Annotated in this window: 12 protein-coding genes; 7 read left to right on the top strand and 5 right to left on the bottom strand. The window is 63.5% G+C overall.

Annotated features, from left to right (window positions below):
* Positions 1–11: 11 nt before the first annotated feature.
* Positions 12–1,121, bottom strand: a complete 1,110-nt coding sequence (gene thiO, locus IB275_RS04720) for a glycine oxidase ThiO (protein ID WP_192290193.1) — start codon at positions 1,119–1,121, stop codon at positions 12–14.
* Between the two features lie 194 nt (positions 1,122–1,315).
* Between thiO and IB275_RS04715 the strand changes: the two genes are divergently transcribed.
* The 7 genes from IB275_RS04715 (at position 1,316) to IB275_RS04685 (ending at position 9,312) form a co-directional block, all read left to right on the top strand.
* Positions 1,316–1,846, top strand: a complete 531-nt coding sequence (locus IB275_RS04715; protein ID WP_225607858.1) for a GspH/FimT family pseudopilin — start codon at positions 1,316–1,318, stop codon at positions 1,844–1,846.
* A 151-nt stretch (positions 1,847–1,997) separates the two neighbouring features.
* Positions 1,998–2,525 (top strand): GspH/FimT family pseudopilin, encoded by a 528-nt coding sequence (locus tag IB275_RS04710; RefSeq protein ID WP_192290195.1) that lies wholly within the window; start codon positions 1,998–2,000, stop codon positions 2,523–2,525.
* Positions 2,522–3,004 carry a type IV pilus modification protein PilV gene (pilV, locus tag IB275_RS04705; RefSeq protein ID WP_192290197.1) on the top strand — a complete coding sequence of 161 codons (483 nt, stop codon included), beginning with the start codon at positions 2,522–2,524 and terminating at the stop codon, positions 3,002–3,004. The genes IB275_RS04710 and pilV overlap by 4 nt, the downstream gene beginning before the upstream one ends.
* Complete coding sequence (locus IB275_RS04700) at positions 3,001–3,678, top strand: PilW family protein (protein ID WP_192290199.1); 678 nt, start codon at positions 3,001–3,003, stop codon at positions 3,676–3,678. Before pilV ends, IB275_RS04700 begins: the two co-directional genes overlap by 4 nt.
* Positions 3,675–4,154: a pilus assembly PilX family protein gene (locus IB275_RS04695; protein ID WP_192290201.1), complete on the top strand. Its 480-nt coding sequence runs from the start codon at positions 3,675–3,677 to the stop codon at positions 4,152–4,154. The genes IB275_RS04700 and IB275_RS04695 overlap by 4 nt, the downstream gene beginning before the upstream one ends.
* Before the next feature lie 17 nt (positions 4,155–4,171).
* Positions 4,172–8,887 carry a pilus assembly protein PilY gene (locus tag IB275_RS04690; protein WP_192290203.1) on the top strand — a complete coding sequence of 1,572 codons (4,716 nt, stop codon included), beginning with the start codon at positions 4,172–4,174 and terminating at the stop codon, positions 8,885–8,887.
* On the top strand, positions 8,884–9,312 hold the full coding sequence (locus IB275_RS04685; protein ID WP_318652549.1) for a type IV pilin protein: 429 nt from the start codon (positions 8,884–8,886) through the stop codon (positions 9,310–9,312). Before IB275_RS04690 ends, IB275_RS04685 begins: the two co-directional genes overlap by 4 nt.
* 63 nt (positions 9,313–9,375) lie before the next feature.
* Here IB275_RS04685 and ispH read toward each other — a convergent pair whose 3' ends face one another.
* The 4 genes from ispH to ileS all read right to left on the bottom strand — a co-directional run bounded on the left by ispH (position 9,376) and on the right by ileS (position 14,199).
* Positions 9,376–10,320, bottom strand: coding sequence for a 4-hydroxy-3-methylbut-2-enyl diphosphate reductase (gene ispH, locus IB275_RS04680; RefSeq protein ID WP_192290205.1), 945 nt, complete (start codon positions 10,318–10,320; stop codon positions 9,376–9,378).
* Between the two features lie 97 nt (positions 10,321–10,417).
* Positions 10,418–10,870 carry an FKBP-type peptidyl-prolyl cis-trans isomerase gene (fkpB, locus tag IB275_RS04675; RefSeq protein ID WP_192290207.1) on the bottom strand — a complete coding sequence of 151 codons (453 nt, stop codon included), beginning with the start codon at positions 10,868–10,870 and terminating at the stop codon, positions 10,418–10,420.
* Positions 10,863–11,372, bottom strand: a complete 510-nt coding sequence (gene lspA, locus IB275_RS04670) for a signal peptidase II (protein WP_081517339.1) — start codon at positions 11,370–11,372, stop codon at positions 10,863–10,865. Before lspA ends, fkpB begins: the two co-directional genes overlap by 8 nt.
* Positions 11,365–14,199, bottom strand: coding sequence for an isoleucine--tRNA ligase (gene ileS, locus IB275_RS04665; protein ID WP_192290209.1), 2,835 nt, complete (start codon positions 14,197–14,199; stop codon positions 11,365–11,367). The genes lspA and ileS overlap by 8 nt, the downstream gene beginning before the upstream one ends.
* Positions 14,200–14,218: the final 19 nt, after the last annotated feature.

The raw sequence follows: 14,218 nt of genomic DNA, 5'->3' as shown, positions 1-14,218 counted from the left end.
CCCGACCGGTCTCAGACGATGGGCGTCGCGACCAGACGCCCTGCCGGCGCGTAGGGCGCCGCTTCGATGATCGGCTGCCGCTTCAGTATCAGGTCCGCCAGCAACTGGCAGGACGCTGGCGCCAGCACCAGGCCGTTGCGGTAATGACCGGTGTTCAGCCACAGCCCCGGGTGACCGGGAACCTCGCCAATGAAGGGAATGCCCTGCGGCGAGCCCGGACGCAGCCCCGCCCAGTGATTTACCGGCTCCATGCCTGACAGTGCGGGAATCAGCGCTTCCGCCGATGCACGCAGGCTGCTCAGGGCCTCGGTCGACGGAGTCTTGTCGAAGCCGGCAAACTCCAGCGTACTGCCCACCAGAATGTGCCCATCGCGACGCGGAATCGCGTAACGACCTTTGGCCAGCACCATGCTGGAAAGGAAGTCCGGGGCGCAGCGATAAAGAATCATCTGTCCCTTCACCGGCTCAACCGGTAGCTCGAGCCCCAGCTTTGCCAGCAACTCACCGCTCCAGGCGCCGGCCGCCAGCACCACCGAGTCGGCAGTGAAGTCACCCTGCGCCGTGCGGACGCCCGTCACGTTATCGCCCTGCTTCAGGAAACCAGTTACCTCGACCTGCTCCTGCACGATCACATTCGGCAGCTGAACCAGCGCCTGGCGAAGCGACTTGGCCAGGCGCGGGTTGCGCACATTGGCCACGCCGGACATGTACACCGCGCGCTCGAAGCCCTGTCCCAGTACCGGGACAGCCTCCTGCACAGCGCCTATATCCACTTCCGAAAGCGGGCGACCATGGGTCCTGGCCCACGCCAGGGCTTCGGCCTGGTCGTCCAGGTCCAGCCAATAAAGGCCAGTGACGTGCACTTCCGGATCGAGCCCGGTATCCGCGAGCAGTTGCTCGCCCAGTTGCGGATAGAAATCCTGTGACCAGTGGGCCAGGTTGGCGACCGCAGCACTGTAGCGCCACGGATAGAGCGGCGAGACGATGCCGCCGCCGGCCCAGGACGCTTCACGCCCGGTCTCGCCCTTTTCCAGCAGCACCACCTCGGCGCCCGCCTGCCCCAGAGTCCAGGCAGTCAGCATGCCCACTACTCCACCGCCCACCACGATCATGTCCGGCATACCACGCCCCACATCACAGGAAAATCAACGGCCCATCGCCGGCCGCACACTATACCGGGCATGAACCTTCGAGGGAGCAAGACGGAAGTCGGTGCGGCATCGGACCGCTCCTACAGCCCCTACCCCACTCGCTGACAGGCACACGACAGCCGGCACCCAATACTTCCCGCTCCTCAACTACCCGGAAGCGAACCATGGCCAGGGAACGACCCATTATCAGGGAGCTGGGCTTCACCCTCGTTGAACTGCTGTTGACCCTCGCGATACTGGCGATCGCACTCTCCATCGCGGCCCCCAACTTAAGCGAACTGCTGCAGAACCAGCGGGCAAGCACGGCCACCCACGAACTGCGCAACGCCCTGGACTTCGCTCGTGAATCGGCCGCGCACAGTGGACAAGCGATCAGCATCGCGGCAACCGGCGGCGACTGGGCCGCGGGCTGGGAGGTTTTCGCCGATTCCGGCAATAGCGGCGTCCGCGCCCCACAACAACCTCCACTCGCGGCCCACGGCCCCCTGAGCGGTATCCACATCCACACCGACAGCACCTCGCGGCGCTACCTCCACTTCACCCCGCTCGGCAATGCCATCCAACCCAACGGCGCCTTCCACTCCGGCACGCTGACGCTCTGCGGCGCGGGCCGAGCGAGTTATCACATCGTGTTCAACAAGGCGGGGCGCATCCGCACCGAGTCCGGAAGCACCGAGGACTACTGCCCCCGCTGACCGACTTCTCACACCTTGCGCGACGGGGTTCACATAACCTCGGAAGGCATGACCGAACGTCCCCCCAATACGAACGGTCATCTATAGAAAAAAGACATTTCCCACACGACTAGGCAACATCGCCGCTATCGAAAATGTGAGGAATGCGTCCATGTCGCGCCCCAGGGCATCAGCGGGATTTACGCTGATCGAGTTGATGGTCGTGGTGGCGGTCGCCACCATTCTGGCGACCATCGCCATACCCAGTTTCCGTACCTTGATGCTGAACAACCAGATCTCCAGCCAGACCAACATGGTGATCGGGTTGCTGCAATCGGCGCGTAGCGAAGCCATTACCCAGCGCAGCATCGTGCGCGCCTGCGGTAGCAGCGACGCAGGAACCAACCCGGACATCTTTAGCTGCAACAGCAACAGCTGGGAGGCCGGCGCGATCGTTTTCCGCAGCCCGGACGCCACAACGACGTCAGTCGCGCGGGCCGCCGTGATCCGTGTACTGCCACCCAACACCAGCGGCCTGACCCTGCGCAGCAGCGGCACCCTGACCTTCAATCCGAACGGGACCCTGACCACCGCTGCAACGCTTCGGGTCTGCGACTCACGAGGCACTGAAAGCTCGCGCGCCGTCACCCTGAACATCGCTGGCGTTGCCACCAGCGGAGCAAACGGAACATGCCCATGACCCAACGTCGCGAGGGTGGCTTCACCCTCATCGAAGTGCTCATCGCCCTTCTGGTCCTGGCCATCGGGCTGCTGGGCATGGCCTCGCTGACCATGACCAGCCTGCAAAGCAACCAGGGCGCCTACCTGCGCGGCCAGGCCAGCATGCTTGCCTATGACTATGTGGAGCGGATGCGTGGCAACTCGGCTCAAGCGCTGCTGGCCACCTCCCCCTATGTGATCAGCCTGACCTCCGGCGCGACCCGGACCAACCCGGACTGCCGCACCAAGACCGCTGGTTGCACGGCTTCGGAACTGGCCAACCAGGACATCTTTGACTGGTGGGGCAACCTGCAGGCCGCGATCCCCGGCTCCGGCGTCACCGTCACCAAAGCGAACACCAATGAGTACCAGGTCGTCATCAGCTGGACCGAGTCCGACGCGCAGCAACACAGCACCGGCTCTCAGGCTCAGAACTTCACGCTGCGGGTGAACCTATGACTACCAGGCAATACTCCTACCGGCAGCAAGGGCTGTCGATGATCGAACTGATGGTGGCGCTGCTCCTCAGCTCGCTGTTGCTGCTCGGCGTACTACAGATGTTCAGCAACAGTTCTGCGTCGGACAAGACCAGCAGCGCGCTGACCCGTGTGCAGGACAGTGGCCGGGTCGTCCTCGACCTTGTGTCTATGGATGCCCGCCGTGCGGGCTATCAGGGCTGCCAGTTGCCCAGCAGCGTCGTGACCGTCAGCAATGGAGTTCAGTTCCCTCGCGACGCGGTCACCACCACCAACGGTGTGAACACCAGCGTGCGTTTCAACTACGCCACGACCACCACCACCTCGGTGGCCATGCCCGGCATCAACAAAACCTGCACTAACCAGACGCTGTACCTCTACTCCGTCACCTACAGCAACTGCGCCAACGGCACCTCGATCTGCATGAACTCCAGCACCAGTGGTGGCGACCAGACGATAGTCGATAACGCCACCATCACCGCCATCACCCTGGGCTTCGAATCGGGAGGCAAGATCGTCTGGAAAACCGCAGGCAGCATCAGCACCGCAGAAGCCCAGAGCGCCGATCGCGTGCAACTGAGCATCACCGCCATCGATTCTGCGCAGAACATTTCCCGCAATTTCACCGGCACCGTCGAGCTGAGGAACCGGCTATGACTTCATCCAAGACCCAACGCGGCATGGCACTGCTGGTCAGCCTCGTACTACTGCTGATTCTCACCGTGCTGGCGATTGCCATGGCCAGTAACTCGACCCTGCAGCAGCGCGTCTCGGCCAACGCCCAGCAACAGAACATCGCCTTCCAGGCGGCGGAGAGCGGCCTGCAGTTCTGGGTGAACCGGTTCGCCCAGAGCGGTGTCGCCCCCACCAACGGCACCTCCATCGCGGTGGAACCAACGTCGGGCAACTCTGGTTCGGCGCAGGTGAACCTGAATGCCAGCTTCATCGAATGCGCCAAGTTCATTCCAGCGCAGAGCCTGAGCGTCGCTGCCGGCACCCTGACATACACCTGCTACCAGGTGAGCAGCCAGGCCAAGGCTTGCAAGAACCTGAGCAGCTGCGATGTCACCAGCTCGGACGGCCAGGCGCGTGCCCTGCATCGCCGCAGCTACATCCAGGCCACCCACCTCTAACGCATCAGGTGCACAGAATGAATCGTCCACAGTCCTTCCTCCGCAGCCTGATGAGTGGTGCCCTGCTGACCTCGGGCATAGCCTGCGCGACCCTCAGCTATGCCGACGACACCGAGATCTTCTTCGGCGGCCAGTCCATCGACCAGAACGTACGCCCCAACGTGCTGTTCGTGCTGGACAACTCCGGCTCCATGGCCTGGCGCACCGACAGCAACAGCAACCCTTCGCGCGGCCAGCAATCGCGTATGACCCTGCTCAAGCAGGCGTTCTCCGACATCATCCAGAACACCAGCGGCATCAACGCCGGCCTGATGGTGCTCAACGGTGACAACCGTCTGCTGTATCCGGTAACCAACATCGACTCGGTGATACCGAGCTCCGCGACCCAGTACGCCGGCAGCCCGGAAATCGGTCAGGGTAGCGACGACGCCACCCAGAACATCACCAACAGCACCGGCGATATCGGTGAATCCAGCCTGCCCATGGGCTATACCAGCACGACCACGACGGTGGTTGGCACGCCGAACTCGACGCTGGTCCAGAACGATGCCTTCTTCATCGTCACCCAGAGCAACACCGACTACGCGTGCCGGATGCGTACTTCCGGCCTCAACCGCCCGAGCAAACCGGTCTGCACCAACGGCAATATGACCGAGCTGAACGTCAACGCGACCAATAACAGCAACTACCAGACGGCGCTGTTCGACTTCCGCTCACTGGGCGTCCCGGCCAACGCGACCATCCAGAGCGCCTACCTGGTGCTGGTGCCTACCAACACCAACAGGACCGCGCCGCCGACAATGAATGTGAAGATGGAGCTGTCGAAAACACCGGCAGCCCTGAACGACAACAGCCCGGTAGGCACCAGAACATTCAGCAGCGCGACATCCACCGCTTCCAGCTGGATCAACGGCAACACGGCGCAGATCGACATCACCAACCAGTTGAGGACATTGCAGAGAACAGCACCCGCCACCAGTGACATTGGTGACGTGGTGATGAGTTTCCGCGCAACCCAGGCGGCCGACTACACCTTCTGCGCCCGTAGCTGCGGCAACAGCGCCCCGGCGCTGGTGGTGAACTACTCCAGCACCTCCACCGTGGCGCAGACCCGGATTGGCGCCCTGCGCTTCCAGAACCTGGGCATTCCGCAAGGAGCGACCGTCACCAAGGCCGTGTTGTCCTTCGTTCCGGCGACCTCCAACAGCGACCCCGTGACCTTCCGGATCAAAGGCCAGCTGGCGAGTGACGCCACCACTTTCACTGCCACCGAAAACCTCCCGGCGCGAGCCACCACTTCGGCCTACCTCGACTGGGCCGCTCCCGAATGGACGGCACAGAACCCACCCGTTCCAGTCGAAGGACCGGACATCAAGAACGTGGTGCAGCAGATCGTCAACCAGGGCGGCTGGTGTGGCAACAACTCCGCTGCGATCATCCTCACGCCGCAGAGTGGCTCCGGCTCACGTACTGCTACCAGCATCGAGGGCGGTATCGGCCTGCAGCCATCGCTGACAGTGACCTACACTGGCGGCAGCGGCGGCTGCCTGAACCCGATCATCGAAACCCGTGTCACCGACGCGAAGAATGACGGCTTCGAAACCGCCCCGGGACGCAACTACTACACGCCAACCCTGGGCGACAGCACACTGCCGCTGAACTCGGGCTCCATCGCCGCCCGCTACGAGAACCTGCCCATCATCCAGGGCGCTACCGTGCTGGATGCCAAGCTGTTCATCACGCCGAACAACACGGTCACCGGCCCGAACGTCAGCACTTCGATCAGCTTCGAGAACACCGACAGCTCACCGGCCATGCAGGCGAGCAGCGGCAACATCGGTTCGCGTAGCAGCACCTCCGGAGTCAGTTGCACCATCAACAACACCAATGGTGGCTGGACCGCCGGCACCAGCTTTGCCTGTGGCGGCCTTGCTTCCTCCTTGCAGACAGTGTTCAACCGCAGCGGCTGGGCACCCGGCAATGCACTGACGGTGTTCATGACCCAAAGCGCGAACTCCAGCCTCAATGCCCAGGCCTACGAAAGCAACCCGGCGCAGTCCCTGCGTCTGCGCATCAAGCTGGCCAACGGCGGCATGACCACCAGTCCGTTCACCGTGCGCAACCAGCTCAACAGCCTGGCGCAAACCATGACGCCAACGGGCAACACGCCCATCGTGCCGACCCTGTATGACGCAGTGCAGTACCTGCGCAACGGTGCAGACGGCTATGCCAGCCCCATCAACAGCGCCTGCCAGACCACCCACATGGTGTTGTTGACCGACGGCCAAGCCAACCAGAACACCACGGCCGCCAAGAATGGCATCGCCGCACTGACCGGCGCCTGTACCAGCGACGCCAGCGATGACGGCGAAAAGTGCGCCCGTACCCTCGCCGGCTGGATCGCCGCCAACGACCAGGCCTCCAGCATCGATGGCGACAACCAGGTAACCACCCACACCGTGGGCTTCGCCCTGGATGCCAGTAGCGCAAGCGATAGTGCCAATATCAAGAAGTTCCTCGCCGACCTGGCTTCGCGCGGCGGCGGCTCGACCTACACCGCCACCACCGCAGGCGACCTGTCCAAGGCGTTCAACGACATCATCCAGCAGGTCCTCGCTACCGACAGCACCTTCGTCAGCGCCAGTGCCCCGGTGAACACCTTCAACCGCCAGGACAACAAGGACGAGCTCTACTTCTCGGTATTCAAACCGCAGGAGACCGACACCTGGCCGGGCAACCTGAAGCGCTATCGCCTGGACACCGCCACCGCACAGATCGTCGATGCGGATAACACCGCCGCCGTGGATCCGCTCACCGGCTTCTTCAAAAGCTCTGCCCGCAGCTTCTGGAGCTCCAGCGCCGACGGCAACAACACCGCCAATGGTGGTGCGGCATCCAACCTGCCGGATGCGGCGACTCGCTCGCTCTATACCTTCATTGGCTCCTCGCCCAGTGCTGCGGTGAACCTGAACCAGAACAACTACCTGCTCAACTCGGCGAACACCACCATCACCAACGCCAAGCTGGGCATCAGTGACGCCAACGACACTGCAGCTCGTACCGCGGCGATCAACTATATCCGCGGCCTCACCGCTGCCGGCGCACAGCGCAAGGGCGTGGGCGACCCGCTGCACTCATCCCCGCGCCTGGTCACCTACGCGTGCAACACCTATACCGACAGCACCTACAAGAACTGCAGCAGCGAAGACCAGAGCGTGGTCATGTCGACCAATGAGGGCTACCTGCACCTGTTCAACACCAGCAACGGCCAGGAACAGATGGCCTTCATGCCCGAACCCCTGCTGGCGCATGTCCCGCAGTTGGCCGCCAACCAGAAGTCGACCAGTGCCAAGCCGCGCTCCTACGGCATGGATAACACCGTCACCCTGTGGGTAAACGACGCCAACAAGAACGGCGTGCTCTACGGTGGCCTCAACCCCAGCGCCGCCACGCCGACCCTGCTCACCGGGCTCAACACCGGCGAATTCGTCTACGCCTACGGCACCATGGGTCGCGGTGGGCGCGACATCTACGCGCTGGATCTTACCGACCGCTCCAACCCGAAACTGCTGTGGCTGATCAAGGGCGGCACCACCACGGGCTTTGAGCAGTTGGGTCAGACCTGGTCTGCACCGATCAAGACCCGCATCAACGTCAACGGCACCATCACCGACGTACTGATCTTCGCTGGCGGCTACGACCCGAACCAGGACAACGTCAGCACCCAGACCGCCGACACCATGGGCAATGCCATCTACATCGTCAACGCTCGTACCGGTGAACGCCTCTGGTCTGCCAGCAAGACCACCGGCACCCTGCGTCTGAGCAAGATGAACTACAGCATGCCGTCCGCCGTACGCGTCATCGACCTGCAGCAGAACACCGACGGCACCCTGGCCAACGACGAAAACCAACTGGCCGACCAGTTCTTCGTCGGTGACATGGGCGGCCAGGTCTGGCGCTTCTACATCAACAACGGCAGCAGCGGTTCCGGCCTGGTGACTGCCGCCGGCAGCAGCAACGACGGTGTGTTCGCCAACGTGGTTCCGGCCGACACGGCCGACACCACCGATGCCCAGCGCAAGGCCAAGATTCGCCGGTTCTACAACGAACCGGACGTGGCCATCGTCAACGTCAACGGCACCCTGGTACTGACAGTCAACATCGGCTCCGGCTACCGTGGTCACCCGCTCAACAAGCTCACGGAGGATCGCTTCTACTCCTTCCGCACCCCGGTGCTGACCAAACCGTCCACCAGCGAGAGCACCCTGACCGAGAGCAGCCTCTACGACGCTACCGCCAACCTGATTCAGGCCGGCACCGCCACAGAGAAAGCCGATGCCACTACCGCCTTCAGCGCCACCACCGGCGGCTGGATGATCAAGATGAACAGCGCCGGCGGGGAAAAGGTCCTCACCCGCTCCCTGACAGTGAACGGCTATCTGTACTTCAACACCTACGAACCGACGGCGGCCGCCAACTCCTGCCAGGCCAGCGTCGGTGTAAACCGTTCCTACGTCGTGCACCTGGCGGATGCGACCCCGGTCAGCACCACCGGCAACTCCACCTCGCCTTCGGCCCGCTATAACGTGGTCAAAACCACCGGCCTGCTGCCAGACCCGACCCTGGTCAGCATCGGCGGCACCAGCTTCGTGATCAACGGCACCCAGGTGAGCAAGCCGCCGCAGCTGAACCTCAACGAGTACTACTGGATTGACGAGGACAACCTTTGAGCACCAAGGCCCGCAAATCCCAGCAGGGTTTCACCCTGCTGGAACTGATGATCGCCGTCATGGTGGTGGGGATACTCGCCGCCATTGCACTTCCCTCCTACACGGGCTACGTACGCCGAACGGCATGTGAAGATGCCAAAGGCACCCTGACCGGCGCCGCCGGGATACTGGAAAGATTCCGCGCCCAACGAAACACTTACAGCAACGCAACGCTGGGAGCCTATGCCCAGAGCCCCGTGGACGGAGGCGCGATCTTCACAATCGCCGTCGCCATCGACGGTTCCGGCACCAGCTACGGCCTGACCGCAACGCCGGTGAATGGAGGCGTATTGGCAGGTCGCGGCACTATCACCCTCAGCTCCAACGGTGTGCGTGGAGGCTCCGGAGACCTGGCCGGCGCCTGGGGCAGCTGCCGAGGTCTCTAGGCCGAATGCCGACAATAAAAAACCCGCCAAGGCGGGTTTTTTATTGTCGGCCAGCAGGCGCGGTTAAATCGCCTTCACCCGCAATTCCTTGGGCATCGAGAAGGTGATGTTCTCCTCCCTCCCATCCAGCTCCACCTCGGGCTCCGCGCCCCAGTCACGCAGTTGCTGGATCACGCCGCGCACCAGTACTTCCGGGGCCGAAGCGCCAGCGGTAATGCCGATGCGCTGCACGCCGTCGAACCACTCCTTCTGCATGTCCTCGGCGCCGTCGATCAGGTAGCCGGGGGTGCCCATGCGCTCGGCCAGCTCGCGCAGACGGTTGGAGTTGGAGCTGTTCGGGCTGCCGACCACCAGCACCAGGTCGCACTGATCGGCCAGGTCCTTTACCGCATCCTGGCGATTCTGGGTGGCGTAGCAGATGTCGTTCTTGCGCGGGCCCATGATCGCGGGGAATTTTTCGCGCAGGGCATCGATCACCTTGGAGGTGTCGTCCATCGACAGAGTGGTCTGGGTGACGAAGTGCAGCGCTTCAGGATTGCGCACTTCCAGTGCGGCCACATCTTCCTCGTCCTCCACCAGGTAGATGGCGCCACCATTGGAGGCGTCGTACTGGCCCATGGTGCCTTCCACTTCCGGATGGCCTTCGTGGCCGATCAGGATGCATTCGTGGCCGTCGCGGCTGTAGCGCACAACTTCCAGGTGCACCTTGGTCACCAGCGGGCAGGTGGCGTCGAAGACTTTCAGGCCACGGCTCTCGGCTTCCTTGCGGACGGCCTGGGAAACACCGTGGGCGCTGAAGATGACGATGGTGTCGTCCGGCACCTGGTCGAGTTCCTCGACGAACACGGCGCCGCGGTTGCGCAGGTTCTCCACCACGAACTTGTTGTGCACCACTTCATGGCGCACGTAGATCGGCGGGCCGAAGACGTCGAGGGCGCGGTTGACGATCTCGATCGCCCGGTCGACGCCGGCACAGAAGCCGCGGGGATTGGCGAGTTTGATTTGCATGGTGGCCTCGGGTGCTACGCAAGCCGGCCCACAAGGGGCCGGTAGGAATACTTCGCCTGAAGCGCAACGGCCCGCCAGCGGCGGGCCGTGCAGCCAATCAGGCTGGTTGTACGTCGATGATATCCACTTCGAACGCCAGCGTTTTACCGGCCAGCGGATGGTTGAAGTCGATGGTGACGTGCTGCTCGTCGAACTCTTTCACGACGCCCGGCAGTTCGGTCTTGGCGGCATCGTTGAAGATCACCAGCAGGCCCTCGGCCAATTCCATGCCTTCGAACTGGTCGCGCGGCATCACCTGCACGTTGGCCGGGTTCGGCTGGCCGAAGCCCTGCTCCGGCTCGATGCTCAGGGTACGCTTGTCGCCAGCCTTGAGACCGAACAGCGCCTGCTCGAAGCCCGGCAGCAGGTTGCCGTCGCCGACCTTGAAAGTGGCCGGCTGCTTGTCGAAGGTACTGTCGACGATGTTGCCGTCGTCGAGCTTCAGGGCGAAATGCAGGGTGACCTTCGAGTCGCCGCCGATGCGCTGAATGGTGTCAGAGGAATCAACCATTGGCGGTCTCTCCGGAATTCTTCGATTTGAACATGTCCAGCGCCAGCATGATGGCGCCGACGGTGATGGCGCTGTCGGCCAGGTTGAAGGCCGGGAAGCGCCAGCGGTCCTGCCAGTGCACGAGGATGAAGTCCACCACGTGCCCCAGGACCATGCGGTCGTACAGGTTGCCCAGCGCGCCGCCCAGCACCAGGGCCAGGGCAATGGCCAGCCAGGTCTCGCCGCGCTTCAAGCGTTTGAGCCAGACCACCAGCACGACGCTGACCACGATGGCGATCAGCGCAAACAGCCAGCGCTGCCAGCCCGAGCTGTCGGCCAGGAAGCTGAACGCGGCGCCGGTGTTGTAGGCCAGGGTCCAGCTGAACAGGTCGGGAATGACCACGATCTGCTGGTACATGGTCAGCTCAGACTGGAAGAAGGCCTTGGTGACCTGATCCAGGACGAACACTACCACGGTGATCCACAGCCAGGGCAGGCGGCCGAAACGATCGGCATTAGGCATAGTGACGCACCTCGCCCGCGCCATCGATGTTCTCGACGCAGCGACCACACAGTTCCGGGTGCGCGGCGTGGCTGCCCACGTCGGCGCGGAAGTGCCAGCAACGGCCGCACTTGGCATGGGGGGACTTGACCACCTTCAGCTTCAGGCCGGGCAGTTCGCTTTCGACCGCATCAGCCGGCGCGTCCGCCAGCGGCGCAACGGTAGCGGCGGAGGTGATCAGCACAAAGCGCAGCTCGTTGCCCAGTTTCTCCAGGCGCTTGGCCAGGGAGTCTTCGGCGTAGAGGGTGATCTCGGCCTGCAGGTTGCCGCCGATGGTCTTGGCGCTGCGCAGGTTCTCCAGTTCCTTGTTCACGGCAGCCTTGGCAGCCATGATTTCATCCCAGTAGGCGCGGTCCAGCTCGGCGTCGGCCGGCAGCTCGGAGAGACCGTCGTACCAGGTGCTCAGCATGACCGATTCGGCGCGCTCGCCCGGCATGAAGCTCCAGATCTCTTCGGCGGTGAAGGCCATGATCGGCGCGATCCAGCGCACCAGGGCCTCGGCGATGTGGAACAGCGCGGTCTGGCAGGAACGGCGGGCGACGCTGTTCTCCTGGGTGGTGTACTGGCGGTCCTTGATGATGTCCAGGTAGAAGCCACCCAGCTCCTGCACGCAGAAGTTGTGCACCTTGGAGTAGACGTTCCAGAAGCGGTAGTCGCGGTAGGCCTCTTCCAGCTCGCGCTGCAGTTGCAGGGCGCGGTCGATGGCCCAGCGGTCCAGGGCCAGCAGCTGGTCGTTGGGCAGCAGGTCCTTGGCCGGGTCGAAGCCGGACAGGTTGGACAGCAGGAAGCGCGTGGTATTGCGGATACGACGGTAGGCGTCGGCGCTGCGCTGGAGGATCTGCTGGGAAACGGCGATCTCGCCGGAGTAGTCGGTGGACGCGACCCACAGGCGCAGGATGTCAGCACCCATGCTGTCGATCACGGTCTGCGGCACCACGGTGTTGCCCAGGGACTTGGACATCTTGCGGCCGGACTCGTCCACGGTGAAGCCGTGGGTCAGCAGCTGACGGTACGGCGCGTGGCCGTCGATGGCGCAGCCGGTCAGCAGCGAGGAATGGAACCAGCCGCGGTGCTGGTCGGAGCCTTCCAGATAGAGGTCGGCGGCCGGACCGCTGGCATGGCCCAACTCGGCATGGGAGCCGCGCAGCACGTGCCAGTGGGTGGTGCCGGAGTCGAACCAGACGTCCAGAGTGTCGTTGATCTTGTCGTACTGCGCGGCTTCGTCGCCCAGCAGTTCGGCAGCGTCGAGCTTGAACCAGGCCTCGATACCTTCCTTCTCGACGCGCTGGGCGACGGCTTCCATCAGCTCGACGGTGCGCGGGTGCAGCTCACCGGTGGCCTTGTGCAGGAAGAACGGGATCGGCACGCCCCAGTTGCGCTGACGCGAGATGCACCAGTCCGGACGGCCAGCGATCATGCCGTGCAGGCGCGCCTGGCCCCAGTTGGGCACGAACTCGGTTTCGGTGATGGCTTCCAGTGCGCGCTCGCGCAGGGTGGCGCCGGTCTGCGGCTGCTTGTCCATGCCGACGAACCACTGCGCAGTGGCGCGGTAGATCAGCGGGGTCTTGTGGCGCCAGCAGTGCATGTAGCTGTGGCTGATGCTGGCGTGCTTGAGCAGTGCGCCGACTTCATCGAGCTTGGCGACAATGGCCGGGTTGGCCTTCCAGATGAACTGGCCGCCGAAGAACGGCAGGTCGGCCACATAGACGCCATTGCTCTGCACCGGGCTGAGGATGTCGTCGTTGCTCATGCCGTACTGCTTGCAGGTACGGAAGTCGTCCTCGCCGTAGGCCGGGGCGGAGTGAACCACGCCGGTGCCGGCGCCCAGCTCGACGTACTCGGCCAGGTAGACCGGCGAGAAGCGCTCGTAGAACGGGTGGCGGAAACGGATCAGGTCCAGCGCCTCGCCCTGGGCGGTGGCGATGACCTTGCCTTCCAGGCCGTAGCGCGCCAGGCTCGACTCGACCAGTTCCTCGGCCAGCACCAGCAGGCGATCGCCGACATCCACCAGTGCGTAGGTGAATTCGGGATGGACGTTCAGCGCCTGGTTGGCCGGGATGGTCCAGGGGGTGGTGGTCCAGATGACGATGGCAGTCGGCTTGGGCAGGCTGGCCAGACCGAAGGCGGCGGCCAGCTTGTCAGCGTCTTCCACCGGGAAGGCGACGTCGATGGCGTCGGATTTCTTGTCGGCGTACTCGACTTCCGCCTCGGCCAGGGCCGAGCCGCAGTCGAAGCACCAGTTCACCGGCTTCAGGCCCTTGAACACGAAGCCTTGCTTGACCATCTCGGCGAGCGCGCGGATTTCCCCGGCCTCGTTGGAGAAGTTCATGGTCTTGTAGGGATTGTCCCATTCGCCCAGCACGCCCAGACGGATGAAGTCGGCCTTCTGCCCCTCGATCTGTTCGGCGGCGTACTCGCGGCACAGTTCGCGGGTCTTGTCCGCCGGCAGGTTCTTGCCGTGGGTGGTCTCGACCTTGTGCTCGATCGGCAGGCCATGGCAGTCCCAGCCCGGCACATAGGGGGCGTCATAGCCGGCCAGGGTCTTGGAACGGACAATGATGTCCTTGAGGATCTTGTTGACCGCGTGACCGATGTGGATGCTGCCGTTGGCGTAGGGCGGGCCATCGTGCAGGATGAATTTCGGGCGACCTTCGCCAATCTTCCGCAGCTTCTGGTACAGGCCAATGTCGTTCCAGAGTTTCAGGGTCTGCGGCTCGCGCTGCGGCAGGCCGGCTTTCATCGGGAAGTCGGTTTCGGGAAGGTTCAGAGTGGCTTTGTAATCGGTCATCTCAGGGCCTGTTCAGGAT

Source organism: Pseudomonas sp. PDM21, from assembly GCF_014852505.2.
Lineage (GTDB): Bacteria > Pseudomonadota > Gammaproteobacteria > Pseudomonadales > Pseudomonadaceae > Pseudomonas.
This window is presented reverse-complemented; position numbering and strand designations above follow the sequence as displayed.